Genomic DNA, 17,145 nt, shown 5'->3' on the forward strand with positions numbered 1-17,145 from the left:
CCAGCTATTAAAATCGATTGAATTGTCTTGCGCCGGCTGCGGGAAGCTTTTTCTTCCGGATCTGACGCGAATGGAGCTATTTCATTGAACATGCATGACTCGTTTCCAACCTCTCCTTTAAGAATGTTGATTAGTGCGATCAAGAATCGACAGCTGATTCTGCAACTGACGAAACGGGAAATCTCTTCTCGTTATCGTGGCTCGGTCATGGGCGTCGCTTGGTCGTTCATAAACCCTTTATTGCTGCTGGCCATTTATACCTTTGTCTTCTCTACCGTATTTCAAGCGCGCTGGGGTGCAAGCACAGCCGTCGGCTCGAAGGTAGACTTCGCGCTAATTCTTTTTACCGGGTTGATCATTCATGCTTTTTGCGCCGAGTGCATAAACTCGGCTCCCAAACTGATCACAAGCAACGTCAACTATGTAAAAAAAGTCGTTTTCCCGATTGAAACGCTCGCCCCCACTTCAGTGTTGAATGCGCTGTTCCACTTGTGTGTCAGCCTGTCAGTGCTGATCGCTGCGCAATTGGTGTTCTATAAGGCAGTTCCCGTAACGGCGCTGTACTTCCCGGTTGTCCTGCTGCCACTGGTCTTGATGGTGATCGGCCTATCCTGGCTTCTCGCTTCACTGGGTGCATACATCCGCGACATTGGTCAGATCACGGGGATGGTGACGACAGCACTGCTGTTCCTGTCGCCGGTTTTTTATCCGATCAGCGCGCTGCCGAAGGAGTATCAGGGATGGCTCTACATAAATCCCCTCACCGCTATTATTGAAAATGGACGAGCAACCATGTTGTTCGGCCAAACTCCTGACCTTCACACTCTGGGCATCAGCTATGTAGTCGGCATCGTAATTTGCTGCCTGGGCTTTGCATTCTTTCAAAAAACTCGCGCAGGCTTTGCTGATGTCCTCTAACGATGTTGCCATTCACGTCAATGGCCTCTCAAAGCGCTTCAACATGTATGAGAAAGCGCATGACCGCTTACTCCAGATGGTGCTGCCTTCGAAAAAGCTCCACCAGGAGTTCTGGGCACTTAAAGACATTAACTTTGAAGTCGCACGTGGCGAGTCCGTGGGCATCATTGGCAAGAACGGCTCAGGCAAATCGACCCTTCTGCAGATTATCTGCGGCACCCTGACGCCCACGTCCGGCACCGTTAACGTTGATGGACGCATCGCCGCACTGCTGGAACTCGGCTCGGGCTTCAATCCCGAGTTCAGCGGCCGCGAAAACGTTTACCTCAACTGCGCGATTCACGGCATAAGCCGCAGCAAAACCGATGAGTTGATGGATGACATTCTGTCGTTTGCCGACATCGGCGAGTTCGTCGACCAGCCAGTGAAAACCTATTCGAGTGGTATGTTTGTGCGATTGGCGTTCTCCGTTCAGGCCAACCTGAAGCCGGAGATCCTTATCGTCGACGAAGCGTTGGCAGTGGGCGACGCGCTCTTTCAAAAGCGTTGCTATGAGCGTATCGAGAAGCTGACGAGCAATGGCACAACCCTTCTGTTCGTATCACACGACGAAGAGTCAGTGCGAACACTGACACAACGTGCGATTTTTCTTTCGAACGGAAAAATTCACAGTATTGGCACCTCGGCAGATGTAATTCTCGACTACCGCAGAAACCTGCACGAACAAGAAAGTCTTTATTTGCAGCAACTGACAAAAAACCTGTCGGAAAAAGCTGCCCAACATCAAAAAGAAGAAGCAGTGGCGACAAAAGTCGATGAAAAAGCCGCTGACAGGTTTTCCTTTGGGAATCAGGATGCCGAGGTCCTGGACGTTCAGGTATTGAACGCCAAAGGAGAAGAAACCCAGGTTTTCTATGCAACGGATGTTGCGATCATTCGCGTTGCTTTCCGCGCCAATGTTGACCTTGAGCATCTCAATGTCAGTTTGCGACTGCGCAACAAGGAAGGCGTGAAGATTTACTCTTGGGGCACACTGAACCAGGACATGGCGATTGCTGCCAACCTGACCACCGGTGAATCGTTCTGGAACAAGACATTCAAGTCAGGAACAGTGTCTTCCGTTGATTTTCAGTTTGAATGCAGCCTGGGCGCCAATCTGTATGAAATACAGGCTGCGGTCTCCCAGGAAGGCAAACCTTATTACGCAGAACAGCGCATTCTCCACTGGAGAGACGAGGCGGCATTCTTCACTGTGGCGACCAAACCGCGCGAGTACCATTTCGGAGGGGTACTCGACCTCCGCATGAAAGCAACTGAAATAAAGGGCTGAGCCAATGACAATCTCGAACACAACCATTCGCTCGGTTTCCGAAGCAGGCAGGACACCGCGACCACTGACCACAGGTGAGCGCAGCCAGTTGGTAGCGCAGGTACTCTCTGCGTGTGGCAACGGCAAGTTGCTGCATATTGGCGTACCCGATCCAGAATTGTTGCGCGCCTTCCTGATGGTCGGCGTACAGGTTTACAACGTCTGCCCTGGTGCCGCTACGCATGAACTGAACACATTGCTGCCTGATCGTTTTGTCGAATGGGACGGCCAGGCCTTGCCGTTCAGCGACGAAAGCTTTTCTACAATCCTGGTGAGCAATGCCATCGATCTGGGGCTCTCGCTCGAGCACTTGGCGCTGGAGACTACCCGGGTCTCGGAACGTAATATTTTCCTGTACCTGGATACCTCGTCCGAATCGAGCACTAAAGAAGCTCGCAAAGCCTGGGAAATGATCTTTTTCAATAATGGCGCGCGCAAGCATCCAGCCTACTATCGCGTTAACGACTACCAGTCGCTTGAGTATGAACAGGGCAATATTGCAATCCCTCTGGAAAAGCTCCCCAGAGAAGCAGCGCTTCTTTACCCGCTGGAAGCACTGAAAGAAGAACGCGATCTGCATATGGACATGACCCGGGAGCCCGGGAGCCGATCAGACGCACATATCATTCGCTATATGTTGGCGAGCCGTTATGTACGTAACGGCGATCGGGTGCTCGATGCTGCCTGTGGCCTGGGCTACGGGGCCTACACCCTTTTCAACTGCTCCGATGCCAGCTCGATTCTAGGCGTTGATGGAAGCAACTACGCGATCAAATATGCTGGAGCGAGTTTTTCAGCGGTCAACTCACAACTGACGTTCAAGGAAGGCTGGCTGCCAGAGGCGCTCAACGAAATTGCGGACAACTCGATTGATTTCATTACTTCTTTCGAGACCCTGGAGCATGTGCCTGACCCGGTCGGTCTGATGGCTGAATTCTATCGGATACTAAGTCCGTCAGGCCGGATCGTACTTTCCGTGCCCAATGACTGGTCCGACGAGACCGGCGACGACCCGAATCCGTTCCACTTCCACGTCTACACTTGGGACCGCATTGTTAAGGAGCTCGAGAAAGACTTTATTCTCGAGTCCGCTTACGTCCAGACCGCAGATCAGTACAAGCCAAAAATCAACAACACCCACGAGTGGGCTGTTGGTATCCGCGAGATGTACGAAGTTGACACCGCCACACTGCAAACAGATGACCCTTCCTGTGAGTGGTGCATCCTGGTGGGGATGAAATCCCCCGTGCTCGGCAGTTCCGTTCCATACACCGAAACCACCTATGACCTCTACCCGGAGAATACCGAGTGGAAGGCAACTGACTTTACGGATTATGAAAACCCGTGGCTCGTCAAAGGTCTGGTTACCATCGGACATCGAATAGAAAACGACGAGAAGTTGCTGGATCTTGCAAATCAAGTAACGCGTCAATCCTCTTCGGCATCGCCTGACTTGGGTGCAGCACTTTGCATCCAGGCATATCAACTCCTCAAACACGGCGAGTTTACGCTTGAGGACATCGAAACCTTTTCGCTGAAAATCCAGGCTTATCTGGATGAACCCGATCAGTCGCCACAACAGCTGCGTTGGAAGGTGTCCCTGGCATTTGTCATGGCGCAACTGTGGCAGGCGACCGGTGATACATCCCGAGCAATACCCCTCTATAAAACCTGCATCGCTTTTGACTGCACAAAGTTCAGCCCTACGCTGATCACCAAGCAAATAAGCGCCTACCTGAACCTGGGGCTGATCGAGTCCGGTCTGGGCAATACTACCCAAGCGGTAGAGTACTGGCGTGAAGGCGTCATCAGCGCCGAAAAAGCAATGAGGGAGGATTGGCGCGCATCTATAGGCTCACTCGATAAGCCTACCGATTTCGGCGTATCCGAACTCGGCGCCATCGTGGAACTGGCTTCGTCGTGTGCCTATTCACTGCGATACATTTCGAACGAAAAAGATCGTACACCTCAATGGTGGCATCAACACCTGCGCGACCGTAGCTCGCAGCTTTCTACGATCACAACCATTGTCGCGGAAACAAATCGCCTCAATGGAGTGATTGTGCAGAAAGATATCGCAATCAATGAATTGGTTCTGGAAAAGGGAAAAATACTCAACGAAGTAGCGTCAGCCACCCAGCATCTTCAGAGCCAGGAAATATCGCTCACCGAAATTTTGAAGCAAAAAGACACTGTTATTGATCGTTTCAACTCTGAGCTGGCGCAAAAATACTCCGCCATCAATGAGCTGAACTCCGAACTGGCCAACAAAGAGTCAGCCATCGATCGTTTTAACAACGAACTTTCGCAAAAATATTCGACCATCAATCAATTGAACTCCGAGCTCGCTCAGAAAGACTCGGCCATCGATAAGTTAAACGCAGACCTTGCTCAGAAAGATTCGCTGATCAGTCATTTAAATTCCGAGCACTCTCAAAAAGAACAGAAGCTTGAGCATTTCAGTAGAAGCAGACTTCATCGTTTGAGCCAGGCCTTTGCGACACAACCCACGGATCTGAAAAAATGCCTTCGGCTGGTCTATTTAGCCGGATCGCTGATAACTCCATTGCCTGTACGACGCTTTTTGGCGCCGACGGTCAATAATCTGAAGCGTATTTACAGGGGAACTCCGGTTCTTTTGGAAGCCAACACAGATGCCAATATCAGCGCGGACACCTATATCGTAAAACAGCCCTCTCCCGTGCGGAACAACAGACCGCGCGTGTTGCACGTTATCGCCAACTTCATGACAGGCGGCTCCTCTCGCTTGGTAGTCGACATTTATGAATACCTCGGTGGCCGTTTCGATCAAAGCATTCTGACCAGCCTCTCCCCAACACCTGCTGCTTATGCAGGGATTACGGTAAAGGAAATCAAGCTTTCTTCGGACGAGCAGCCATTTGTCCAATACCTTGAATCGCTTCAACCCGACATCATCCATATGCATTATTGGGGTGATTGCGACGAACCTTGGTATGACCAGGCGATGCTTGCAGCGCAGCAGCTGAATATTCCGGTCATCCAGAATATCAATACGCCTGTGACGCCTCATAAATCATCTGCGATCAAGCGTTACGTCTACGTCAGTGACTATGTGCGCAACGTGTTTGGCCACGATACTGATCCGAACGTCACCGTTTATCCAGGTTCCGATTTTTCTATATTCGAAGCCAAGAGCCCCAACCTTTCCGACATAGACACCATCGGCATGGTTTACCGTCTCGAAACGGACAAACTCAATGCGGCGTCCATCTTTCCGTTCATAAAAGCCGTACAGAAGCGACCGCAGACCCGCGTGCTGATTGTCGGTGGCGGAAGCCTGATGGAAGAATTCAAGAATGCCGTCAACACTGCAGGGGTCGGCGATAACTTCGAGTTCACGGGCTATGTGGCCTACTCCCAGTTGCCGGAACTCTATCGCCGCATGAAGCTGTTTGTAGCTCCCGTCTGGAAAGAGAGCTTCGGCCAGGTAAGTCCGTTTGCGATGAACATGCATGTCCCGGTCGTGGGATACGACATCGGTGCCATCGGCGAAATCGTCGATGATGCATCTCTGCTCGCACCTTACGGTGACGCAGATAGCCTGTCGGATATCATCGTGAACCTGCTGGAAAATACCTCCCGCAGAACTCTTATCGCCCAACGTCATCGTGAGAGAGCTCAAGCTCACTTCTCAATTAAAGCGATGATTAAAAGCTATGACAAAATTTATGCCGCAACCTTGGCGGAAAAGAAATAATGAAAATCGTATTTTTCGTACACTGTTTTTTCCCGGACCACTTTTACGGGACCGAAACCTACACGCTGGAACTGGCCAAGAACTATAAAGCCTGGGGCCATGAAGTTGTCATCGTGAGTGCCTTGTTTCAAGGCGAACCGGCTGCCGAACAGTTGGTGACGACTTATCAGCACGAGGGGTTCGAGGTCGTCTGCATCGACAAGAACAAGATCCCACACTCTACTATCAAAGAAACATACTATCAGGCCGAAATGCGTCCGGTATTAACCGACCTATTGGCGGAGTTGAAACCGGATATTGTTCATGTCACGCACTTGATTAACCATACCAGTGCCCTGCTTGAAGCGACCAAGGCCTTGGGCATCCCGACGTATGCAACCTTTACAGACTTCTTCGGCTTCTGCCTGACCAACAAGCTGGAAGCTGCTGACGGAGCGCTGTGTGCCGGCCCCTCGCCATCCAGAAGCAATTGTGTTGCCTGCTACTTGAAGGAGTCGGCTCGTACGGCTAACGACGGCTGGATCAAATACGCAAAAAATGGCACATCGGCGAAGCTGATCGCCAGCGTAGCGACAACTTTAAGAAAACTGCCAGGAATCAAAAATGGTGTTTTCGACACGACGATAGATTACATCGCCGAGCGCCCCGATATTTTGGGAGCCTTGTACAACGGCTCCTATTCCGGTGCAGTCGCACCAACCACGTTTCTGAAAGAAGCCTATGTCAATAATGATATCAAGGTGCCAATGAAGACTCTGTGGTTCGGGATTGATGTAGACCGCACCGAGAAACCCGAACGCCCCGCTGATCACATTCCAACTATTGGATTCATTGGCCAGATTGCCCCACATAAAGGTACAGACCTGCTGATTGATGCGTTCAATCGGCTGCCTGTGGGCTCTGCGCGCCTACTGATCTATGGACCGACAGATCAGGATCCGGCTTACATGGAAGAGCTGAAAGCCAAAAGCGCAGGCACTCAAATTGAATTCCGCGGCGTATTCGAAAGCAAGGACATGGTCAACATCCTTAGGGACATGGATACCTTGGTCATTCCATCGCGCTGGTATGAGAACAGCCCGCTGGTTCTTTTGAATGCACTGGCCACTCATACACCAGCTCTTGTCTCGGACGTACGCGGGATGACGGAGTTTGTAGAAGCCGGCGTAAATGGCGAAATTTTCGACAGAGGCAGTGCAGAGGATCTGTACCGAAAACTATCCGTCTGGATTGCCAATCCGAAAAAGCTCTACGAACTGGCCAAAACCACTAAGTATGAAAGAACACCAGAAATCATGGCAAAAGAGACGTTTGCCATGTACATGAAAACAGCTGGTTAAGTCTATAAGGCCGTTGATAGCAACTTAGCCAAGGATGGCTAAACATTCATCAATTCGAACTCGCTTTATAGACTAAAGCACAGGATCCATTTTTCATGCATGCGACAGTAAAACTTGACTCACTGACATCACTCCGCTTTTTCGCAGCAGCGATGATTGTTCTGGGCCATACACACGGCGCATTCGGCTCCTTCGGTTTGGCGACAACCCTCTCTCTCGCTCAGGGGGTCTCGTTTTTCTTTGTGCTTTCCGGCTTCATTCTTGCCTACAACTACCCTAGCCTTTCGACCGCCGCAGAAATAGGTGGCTTTCTAAAAGCCCGGATTGCACGCATCTGGCCCGCGCATATAGCAGCCATTGTCTTGCTCTACCTGCTGACATCAAGCTTAAATCTTGGCGCCCTGTCACACCTGCAGGCCGGATTTACAGCGCTGGCGAATCTCTTCCTGATCCAGTCTCTGATTCCTTTGCGAGATGTGTTCCTGACTTTTAACGGAGTTGCCTGGAGCATTTCAACAGAGATGTTCTTCTACCTGACCTTTCCGCTGCTTATCACCAGCATCATCCCGGGCTGGAAGGCGAAACTGTTATTCATATCCTTCATAGTCGCTTTGTTCCTGGGATTCTCGATTGCGTGGAACATCCCTGCTGACGACGCCTCGTCACAAGTCAGCATGATGGGTTTATTGTATGTAAATCCCCTGGTTCGGCTGTTGGAGTTTTTCGCCGGCATTCTCGCTTGCGGCGCTTACCAAAAGATCCGAGCGAATGCCGACGGCAAGCCGACCTCTCTGTTCTCTGTCGTCGAATGCCTTACAGTTGCTCTCGCCATAGGAGCAATGTGGCTTACACCTAAACTGACCACGTTTCTTGGCATGCACGGCGTTATAGGTACAGCATTAAATTATTACCTGATCAAATCCGGCAGTTTCGTTTTTTTCGCATTGCTGATCGTTGCTTTTGCGCTTGGCAAAGGCATCCTTTCCCGAGCGCTGTCCAATCCACTGCTTGTGCTTTTGGGCGAGATCAGCTTTTCGCTGTACCTTGTTCATATGACACTGTTCCAATGGTATGTGGCGAACGAACCCTATTTTAGTAACATCCCCTTGTATATCCGAGGCCCCGCATTCTGGTTGCTGGCCCTGGGGACAGCGTTCCTGATGCAAAGGGCTATCGAAAACCCTTGCCGCAAGCTGATACTAAGCATCAATAAAACTTCGATCTCAAAGGGCCTTGCATCTGCCTACCCTGGGAAAGCGATAGGCTACATGCTGGTCGCCGTCAGCCTGATAGTCATGCTGAAAACGTTGCCGCCGATGTTTGCCCCCCACGGTTGCCAGTCCGAACAGTGCAACTATCTGGTCAAGAACTTCACGTTAAGCAAATCACCTCAATTTGGTGATAGCGTTCGACTCATTGCGGCGACATCCCGAAAAGCTACGTCTGGCAGCAGCAATATTGAGCTGGCATTCAAGCTGCTTCAACCGCTGCCAAAAGGCTACATACTCGCTGTCCACCTGCTCGACAAGAACTCCGAGATCATTGACAAGTCCGATACCTACTTTTCAAAATCCAGTAGCCTGCGTGCAGGTGATGAATGGGTGGAAGTGGCGACACTTGGCGGGAAGTCGGGTAACAGCCAACCTGAGAAACTGGGACTGGCAATTTATCTCGACCCTTCCCTACCCATGAGCGTGGAAAGTCCTGTTTCTGATTACAATGGGCGACGCGTGATTCTTGATTTATCAAGTATTCAGTCAAACTAAGGAAACCGGATCATGCCCCGCGACGATGAGAAAACCGAGATAGAAAACAAAATCCGCGATGCCGCTTCTCACCATGACAGGTGAATCAAGTATTGCCGACGGCAAGCGTATTTTGTTGTGCGTACATCAATTTTTCCCTCAGTTTTCTGCGGGAACAGAGGTACTTACACTATCGACGGCGCAATCGTTGCGAGCATCTGGGTATACGGTTGAAATCGTTACGGTTGCACTGACCGATCGGCAAACCCCGGGCACATCAAGTTACCTGTACCAAGGCTTCCAGGTACATCAAATAGAGGTAACCTACCTGCCCGGCCGTTTCTCTAGCGATGCAATTTTGAACGAGTACCGCAACACGGCAATCACTACTCCGTTCAGACGCTTGCTCGACGAGTTCAAACCCGACCTGGTGCATTTCTTTCACCTTAAAAACTTGACCACTGCAGCGCTTCAAGCGTGTTTTGACTATAAGATCCCCACGGTCTACACCCCCACTGACTATTGGATAACTTGTAGAGCCTGCCAACTGGTCAAGCCTTGGGGTAAAGAGGAATGCTCCGGACCCAGCCTGCTATCAGGGAATTGCTTGAAGCATGTGATCATGAGCAAAAAGACCGGGCCTATTCGACGCCTTTTGAGCGTGGTACCCAGCGCTTTATTTTCTGCACTGATTTTTGCATCGTCATGGTTCACAGCAACTCGATTTAAAAAACACGCGCAAGTGCTTCGCGATTTGGCGAATCGTAAACAATCCATACACGACAGTCTGATCCAAATAGATAGAATACTGCCGCCTACCTTGTTTATTGAATCTCTGCTGCTCAACTCAGGTATTTCGCAACAAAAAATAACTCGCTTGAGGTATGGGATCCAGCCCCCTCTTATTTATCGCTCGGAGGCAACGCCAGAGATTTCGGCTCGTCGTCGCCCTGCGATCGGTTTTATAGGGACCCTTGTGGACCACAAAGGCTGCCATGTCTTTGCTCAAGCGATAAAGACAATTGCGGATGCGAATGTCGACTTCGTTATTTACGGCGACACCAATCAAAACCCTGATTACGTCAAGAAGCTGAATGCAATTATTCAATCGGACCCTCGCGTCCGTTTTATGGGTACGTTTCCCCATCAACAAATTGGCAACATTTTGCATTCCATCGATGTACTGGTCATACCTTCTACCTGGCGCGAAAACGCCCCGCTCGTGTTATTGAACGCAGTGGCTTGCGGTACACCGGTTGTGGCCAGCAACGTCACGGGTATAACCGAGTATCTGGGCGCTACGGACGACGTAACCTTGTTCGAGCCAGGGAATGCGGAGCAACTGGCGGAACGCCTTGTGGCACGCCTTGCATTGATTAGTGACCCGGCTCACAATCAGGGCGCGGGAAGGATAGCCGGTGAACCGATGCATGCGTATATCAGCACGCTTTCAAGTGTTTATTCGAGCCTTATCCACAGCTCATGAAGAATTGGAATAAATCATGAAATATGTAATTTTTGGTGGTGGTGGCTTCATTGGCTCGGCCATCGCGGACAGGCTCCTCAAAGAAGGTCACAGCCTGCGTATTTTCGAGCGACCTCGAGTTCCGCCTTACCGCACGTTTGCGCCCCATGAGTCCGTTGAATGGATATCGGGCGACCTCCAGAGCAATCATGACCTTGAGGAAGCTATCAAGGGCGTCGACGGCGTGCTTCACCTTGTGTCCACCACGCTACCAAAATCCTCTAACGAAGATCCTGTTTATGACGTTCAGACTAATGTCATTGCCACCATCAATATGCTCAACGTCATGGTTGAGCAGAAAGTGGACAAAATAGTATTCATCTCTTCAGGTGGTACTGTTTATGGAAAACCCGTTTCATGCCCGCTGTCAGAAGACCATCCGACGAATCCGGAAGTGTCTTATGGCATCAGCAAACTCGCTATCGAAAAATACCTCTATCTCTATAGCAAGTTACACAACATCAAACCTGTCATTCTGCGTGTAGCGAACCCATATGGGGAACGGCAACGCATCGAAACTGCACAAGGCGCCATTGCGGCGTTCGTCAGCAGGGCTGTAGGTGATAAAGCTATTGATATATGGGGCGATGGCTCCGTTACCCGTGACTATATCTATATCCAGGATATCGCAAGCGCATTTTCCAAGGCCCTGGAATATGATGGCGAGCAAATTACTTTCAACATCGGCTCCGGCAACGGAACGACGCTCAATACGCTAATTGATCTGATAGAAAAGATTACGCACAAAAATGTTGCCCGTAACTACTTGCCTGCCCGACCATTCGATGTGCCAGTCAATGTACTTGACTGTACACTTGCAAAGACACACCTTGGCTGGGAGCCCAAGCATTCACTAGAGGTGGGGTTGGCCCAAACCATTCGCTGGTACGTTGATACTCTAAAGAGCGAATAAGCACACTTTCAAGCCAAGCTCATGCTGTTTAACAACCATGAGTTTGGTAGTGGCTTAAGCTGGCAAGCAAGAGCGTCCTGGAGTTACAGCTGTTGCTTCTCCCCTCTCGTTAAATGTTCCTGCCGACTATTGCAGTCAAGCAGCACACGAAGAAAAACAAAATCTTGTCTCTTAATCGTCGACGACACTGCCATGACTTCAATGCCAGCGCCAATAGATTACGGCGCCTGAAGCGCAACCAACTCTTCACCCACGGCTCGTCAGCCTGCCCTATCAGCTCTGCAATCACCCTCACCTGAGTAAACCACCAACCTTCGTGGATGGTCTTATATCGCTGCAGCAATGGTGACAACCCGGTGTTAGCACCGACCTGATTACTTTCATGCTGCCGATAAAGCACTGTTGAGTGATGGTCTATAAACCAGTCATACCCGTGACTTCGAGCAAATGCGTAACAGTACCAGTCATGCAAACTTACTTGTTGAAGCTGACTCCAATTCTGCAAGACAGCTTCTTTTAGTGCTTTAGCAAGCGGCTTGGTAAAAACGTAAGTACAACCTGGGCCGGCCGCTTCGAAGAGATAGTCCCATGCGACCTGTGGCTGACTCTTATCGAGTAACACCTTTTTTCCGCCTGACCAAAAGGCCGTGACGTTACTTGAATAGGCGTCAACCTTTCGCGCAGCCATGATTTCCATGGAGCGCATCAGCTTATCTGAATGCCAGATATCATCTTGATCAGCAAAGGCAACGGCATCGTAACTTTCAAAGTCGACATCGCGTATCAATCGAAAAAAATTGCGTGCAGCGCCGCCAAATTGTCCTGCATCGGGTAGCAAAACAACACGCTCTTGGGTAGCGCAAAAAGCTTCACACCAGGACTCTGTTCCATCACTCGAGGGATCGACACTTATGTAGATCGTTACCGCAACAGAGGACTGGTCAAGAATTGATAAAAGCTGCTCCTCGATCCACTGCATGCCATTGTAGGCAGCCAGCAAAACCGCAATCTTGGGAAGTTTTACTGGCATGCCATTCCTGCTTGAACCGATTGAACGCTTTTTTTCGAGAAGGACTGGTCTTTCGAATCAGTGGGAAGGCGAGTCCAACAACTTCTGCAGGTACTGACCGTAGCCCGTCTTCTTCAGGGCGTCAGCTTGAGCCCCCAGCTGCTCGGCAGTAATCCAGCCATTGTGGTAGGCGATCTCTTCCAGGCAAGCCACTTTCAGGCCTTGACGCTGTTCGATGGTATGCACGAAGTGGCTGGCTTCAAGCAGCGAGTCGTGAGTACCGGTATCGAGCCAGGCAAAACCACGGCCAAGCATTTCGACGTTAAGGGACTTACGCTCAAGGTAAGCTCGGTTGACGTCGGTAATTTCCAGCTCGCCGCGCTCGGAAGGCTTGATGTTCTTGGCTATCTCGACAACTTCGTTGTCGTAGAAGTACAGGCCGGTTACCGCGTAGTTGGACTTGGGCTTCAGCGGTTTTTCTTCAATGCTGAGAGCACGACCAGTAGCATCGAATTCAACCACGCCAAAACGTTCGGGGTCGGAGACGTGGTAACCAAATACCGTCGCACCAGACTTCTGTTCAGTCGCAGAACGCAAGTTATCCGAGAAGTGCTGGCCGTAGAAGATGTTGTCACCAAGGATCAGGCAGCAAGGGTCCTTGCCGATAAACTCTTCCCCGATGATGAACGCTTGAGCCAGGCCATCCGGAGTAGGCTGTTCGGCGTAAGTCAGCTTGATGCCGTACAGGCTGCCGTCACCCAGCAACTTGCGAAAGCTTGGCAAGTCATCAGGCGTGGAGATGATCAGGATCTCTCGCATCCCCGCAAGCATCAGCACCGACAGCGGATAGAAGATCATCGGCTTGTCGTAGATCGGCAACATCTGCTTGGACACGCCGAGAGTCAACGGATGCAGGCGCGTGCCCGAACCGCCAGCGAGGATGATGCCTTTACGATTTGTCGTGTTCATTTGTTCAGAACTTCCCTAAGCATTCGGGTTACACCACTTTGCCAATCCGGCAAGTGTAGAGAGAAATTGTCGCGTAGCTTCTGAGTATTCAAGCGCGAATTCAGAGGGCGACGGGCAGGTGTCGGGTATGCGGTTGTTTCGATCGGGCTAATTGACTTGACGGCAAGTGACTCGCCATTGGCCTGGGCAAATTCGATCACATGACTGGCGTAGCCGTGCCAGGACACTTCACCGCCAGCCGCCAGGTGATACAAGCCAGCCAGTTCAGGGCGCCGCATGACTTGCTGAATAGCCAATGCAGTCACATCGGCGATCAAGTCTGCACCCGTCGGGGCGCCGATCTGATCGGCGATGACACTCAGTGTTTCGCGATCCTTTGCCAGGCGCAGCATCGTCTTGGCGAAATTGTTGCCGCGAGCGCCGTAGACCCAACTGGTGCGAAAGATCAGATGCTTGCAACCCGACGCAATAATCGCCCGCTCGCCAGCCAGTTTACTGGCCCCGTAGTGGTTCACCGGTGCGACGCCATCCGTCTCTTGCCATGGCATGGAGCCCTGACCGCTGAAGACGTAATCAGTCGAGTAGTGAATCAGCCAGGCATCCAGGGACGCGGCCTCTTCTGCCAGAACCTGACTTGCCTGAGCGTTCACACGATCAGCCAGTTCGGTTTCGGACTCGGCTTTATCGACGGCGGTATAAGCTGCGGCGTTGACGATAACGTCAGGCTTGACCCGACGGATAGTCGCACGCAATGCATCGAGGTCAGACAGGTCACCGCACAAACCATCGACCGTCTGGCGATCCAGGGCAGTCAGCTCGCCAAGTGCAGCCAGGGAGCGCTGCAGCTCCCAGCCGACTTGCCCGTTTTTTCCCAGCAGAAGGATCTTCATGCCTTGCTCGAACGATCCGCGTAGTTCTGGTCAATCCATTGCTGGTAGCTGCCGCTCTTCACGTGATCAACCCACTCAGTATTAGTGAGGTACCACTCGACCGTTTTGCGGATACCGGTCTCAAACGTTTCTTCTGGAGTCCAGCCCAGCTCACGCTGGATTTTGCTGGCATCGATCGCATAACGCTGATCGTGGCCCGGACGGTCCTGAACATAGGTGATCAGGCTGGCGTGAGGACGATGTGCGGAGTCCGGGCGCAGCTCATCAAGCAGTGCGCACAGGGTCTGAACGACTTCGATGTTCTGCTTTTCGTTATGACCGCCGATGTTGTAAGTCTCGCCGATGACACCTTCGGTCACGACCTTGTACAGGGCACGAGCGTGGTCTTCGACGTAGAGCCAGTCACGGACCTGGTTACCTTTGCCGTAGACCGGCAGCGGCTTGCCTTCCAGTGCATTGAGGATGATCAGCGGGATCAGCTTCTCAGGGAAGTGGCAAGGGCCGTAGTTGTTCGAGCAGTTGGTGACCAGGGTCGGCAGGCCATAGGTACGGCTCCAGGCGCGAACCAGGTGATCGGAGCTGGCCTTGCTAGCCGAGTACGGCGAGCTTGGCTGGTATGGCGTGGTTTCCGTGAAGAGGTCTTCCGGACCTTCGAGGTCTCCGTAGACTTCGTCGGTGGAAATATGGTGGAAACGGAAGTTGGCTTTACGCGCATCATCCAATGCCGCCCAATAGTGGCGTGCAGCTTCCAGTAGGGTGTAAGTGCCGATAATGTTGGTCTGGATGAACTCGGACGGACCAGAGATCGAGCGATCGACATGGGACTCTGCAGCCAGATGCATGATGGCATCGGGTTGATGCTCACGCAGAACACGGTCGATCTGATCGCGGTCGCAGATATCTACGCGCTCGAATGCATAACGCGAATTTTCGCTAACTTCGGCCAATGACTCAAGATTGCCGGCGTAAGTCAGCTTATCGACATTAATCACCGAGTCGGCAGTATTGGAAATGATATGACGAATGACTGCCGAACCGATAAACCCGGCGCCGCCGGTTACTAGAATTTTCACGCGAAACCATACCCTTGAGCTGCTGACAGAGCTACCAACCGAGCGCTGTCTGATCCATGAATGCAAAAGCCAACAACTAAGCATGGCTTTTGACAGTGTCAGTCTGAACGGAACGGCAGGCGCCACTCTCCGGACAAGCGGAGCATTTTACAGCTTAATGAAGGTTTTACTAATGGATATAGACAAGCTGTGTAGCAAATTCGCCCTGCGATGACATTATCGGAATTCAGACAAGGCGCTTGCGTGAGGCCCGGGACGCACGCCCCAGGAACCAGCCCAGAATCGGCCCGATCAACATGCCGATCAGTAGTGCAAGAACCATTACCAGCGACACCGGTAGTTGCGGCCCAGCCCAACCAAAGAACAACAGTGAAACCGATTGCTGATTTTCGAGAACGAACGCCAGAACAACCAGAATCAGCAACAGGAATACCAAGCCAAGGAGTACACGCTTGAGGCTACGCATGCGCCGAACCTTTAGTTATGGAGATCAAAACCTTCCTCCTCTTCTTCGTTGACCCGATCACGCAGTTCCTTGCCCGGCTTGAAATGCGGAACGAACTTGCCATCGAGGCTAACCGACTGACCGGTTTTCGGGTTACGACCCACGCGCGGCGCGCGGTAGTGCAGGGAGAAGCTGCCAAAACCACGAATCTCGATACGATCCCCAGTGGCCAGACATTGGGACATTTGCTCAAGCATGGTCTTGATGGCCAGCTCCACATCCTTGGATGAGAGCAGCCCTTGATGGGTGACAATTCGTTCGATCAACTCCGACTTCGTCATATTTTTCCCTTCTTTTTCAAGCAGCTAGATCAGCGCTTCAAAGGTTTTAGCATGCCCGGAGGAATTTGAACAGCCCAGGGTTTGACATATCTTTACCAGCCTCAAAATGCCCATTTACAGGACACCGAAACACCCGCGGCACCACGCTATCACCTGCAAATAACCAACATGGTGCGCGTCAGGTAGCCTGCTGGATTAAAGCCAAAAGGAAACTCATCCTCTTCTTTGGCATCGTCGGATCGTGCAACCACCTTGTACCCGGCAGCCTTGCACTCCTTGGCGGCTCGCTTGCGGCATTTCTCCCACCCGGAACCCAATCCCGAGCAATCGATCTCGATACCACTGACCCCGCGTACAACATGAGTCTTGGCGTTAGTAGTACACCCCGTCAATGTCAGCACAGCAATTGCGACAATGAGCTTGTTCATTCACTTCCTTATGCCGGACGCTACGCCCGACTCTCGTTCGCCCCAAGCGTAAGCCTAGCTGCAAATAAACGATTGATCCGACTAAAGAAAGAGACAGCACGCGAAGGAGATTGGTTCATGAAGCCAAATTCCGGGCACAAAAAAGGGCGACCGAAGTCGCCCTTTTTCTATGGTCTTACAGAACTTAGTTCTGCTTGGCCATTGCTTCACGCAGCAGTGCAGCCATGGTGGTATCACCAGTGGCAGCAGCTTCCGTAGCTGGCTTATCGCGCAGGCTCTGGATAGCTTCTTTCTCGTCTTCAACGTCTTTCGACTTGATCGAGAGCTGAATTACGCGGCTCTTGCGGTCAACGCTGATGATCTTGGCTTCTACTTCTTCGCCTTCTTTCAGAACGTTGCGCGCGTCTTCAACGCGGTCACGGCTGATTTCGGAGGCTTTCA

15 protein-coding genes are annotated in these 17,145 nt (G+C 51.5%); 7 read left to right on the forward strand and 8 right to left on the reverse strand.

Annotated elements, in window-relative coordinates; genetic code table 11:
- Positions 1-84 precede the first annotated feature (84 nt).
- The 7 genes from ACIOYV_RS12315 to ACIOYV_RS12345 all read left to right on the forward strand — a co-directional run bounded on the left by ACIOYV_RS12315 (position 85) and on the right by ACIOYV_RS12345 (position 11,549).
- Entirely contained in the window at positions 85-918 is an 834-nt protein-coding gene (locus tag ACIOYV_RS12315; protein WP_401323988.1) for an ABC transporter permease, read from the forward strand.
- Positions 908-2,248, forward strand: a complete 1,341-nt coding sequence (locus ACIOYV_RS12320) for an ABC transporter ATP-binding protein (RefSeq protein ID WP_401323990.1) — start codon at positions 908-910, stop codon at positions 2,246-2,248. Before ACIOYV_RS12315 ends, ACIOYV_RS12320 begins: the two co-directional genes overlap by 11 nt.
- Positions 2,249-2,252: 4 nt before the next feature.
- On the forward strand, positions 2,253-6,026 hold the full coding sequence (locus ACIOYV_RS12325) for a glycosyltransferase (RefSeq protein ID WP_401323992.1): 3,774 nt from the start codon (positions 2,253-2,255) through the stop codon (positions 6,024-6,026).
- The gene (locus ACIOYV_RS12330; protein WP_401323993.1) at positions 6,026-7,366 is read left to right on the forward strand and encodes a glycosyltransferase family 4 protein; all 1,341 of its coding nucleotides are present in this window, start codon (positions 6,026-6,028) and stop codon (positions 7,364-7,366) included. Before ACIOYV_RS12325 ends, ACIOYV_RS12330 begins: the two co-directional genes overlap by 1 nt.
- A 95-nt stretch (positions 7,367-7,461) precedes the next feature.
- Positions 7,462-9,132 (forward strand): acyltransferase family protein, encoded by a 1,671-nt coding sequence (locus ACIOYV_RS12335; RefSeq protein WP_401323995.1) that lies wholly within the window; start codon positions 7,462-7,464, stop codon positions 9,130-9,132.
- A 58-nt stretch (positions 9,133-9,190) separates the two neighbouring features.
- Entirely contained in the window at positions 9,191-10,597 is a 1,407-nt protein-coding gene (locus ACIOYV_RS12340; protein WP_401323997.1) for a glycosyltransferase, read from the forward strand.
- Between the two features lie 16 nt (positions 10,598-10,613).
- Positions 10,614-11,549 carry an NAD-dependent epimerase/dehydratase family protein gene (locus tag ACIOYV_RS12345; RefSeq protein WP_401323998.1) on the forward strand — a complete coding sequence of 312 codons (936 nt, stop codon included), beginning with the start codon at positions 10,614-10,616 and terminating at the stop codon, positions 11,547-11,549.
- A 109-nt stretch (positions 11,550-11,658) separates the two neighbouring features.
- Here the strand turns inward: ACIOYV_RS12345 and ACIOYV_RS12350 are convergent, their stop codons facing one another.
- The 8 genes from ACIOYV_RS12350 to ACIOYV_RS12385 form a co-directional block, all read right to left on the reverse strand.
- Complete coding sequence (locus ACIOYV_RS12350; protein ID WP_401324000.1) at positions 11,659-12,579, reverse strand: glycosyltransferase; 921 nt, start codon at positions 12,577-12,579, stop codon at positions 11,659-11,661.
- 57 nt (positions 12,580-12,636) lie between these two features.
- Positions 12,637-13,527, reverse strand: coding sequence for a glucose-1-phosphate thymidylyltransferase RfbA (rfbA, locus tag ACIOYV_RS12355; protein WP_054051928.1), 891 nt, complete (start codon positions 13,525-13,527; stop codon positions 12,637-12,639).
- On the reverse strand, positions 13,524-14,417 hold the full coding sequence (gene rfbD, locus ACIOYV_RS12360; protein ID WP_401324002.1) for a dTDP-4-dehydrorhamnose reductase: 894 nt from the start codon (positions 14,415-14,417) through the stop codon (positions 13,524-13,526). Before rfbD ends, rfbA begins: the two co-directional genes overlap by 4 nt.
- The gene (rfbB, locus tag ACIOYV_RS12365; RefSeq protein WP_163913126.1) at positions 14,414-15,490 is read right to left on the reverse strand and encodes a dTDP-glucose 4,6-dehydratase; all 1,077 of its coding nucleotides are present in this window, start codon (positions 15,488-15,490) and stop codon (positions 14,414-14,416) included. The genes rfbD and rfbB overlap by 4 nt, the downstream gene beginning before the upstream one ends.
- A 226-nt stretch (positions 15,491-15,716) precedes the next feature.
- Entirely contained in the window at positions 15,717-15,956 is a 240-nt protein-coding gene (locus tag ACIOYV_RS12370) for a LapA family protein (protein WP_054613903.1), read from the reverse strand.
- Positions 15,957-15,967: 11 nt separating this feature from the next.
- On the reverse strand, positions 15,968-16,276 hold the full coding sequence (gene ihfB / locus ACIOYV_RS12375) for an integration host factor subunit beta (protein WP_054051920.1): 309 nt from the start codon (positions 16,274-16,276) through the stop codon (positions 15,968-15,970).
- 149 nt (positions 16,277-16,425) lie between these two features.
- Entirely contained in the window at positions 16,426-16,704 is a 279-nt protein-coding gene (locus ACIOYV_RS12380; protein WP_054051918.1) for a hypothetical protein, read from the reverse strand.
- A 184-nt stretch (positions 16,705-16,888) separates the two neighbouring features.
- On the reverse strand, positions 16,889-17,145 hold a 257-nt coding region (locus tag ACIOYV_RS12385; RefSeq protein ID WP_401324004.1), incomplete at its 5' end, for a S1 RNA-binding domain-containing protein.

The sequence above is a fragment of the Pseudomonas sp. NPDC087342 genome, assembly GCF_044744265.1.
Classification (GTDB): Bacteria; Pseudomonadota; Gammaproteobacteria; order Pseudomonadales; family Pseudomonadaceae; genus Aquipseudomonas; species Aquipseudomonas nunensis.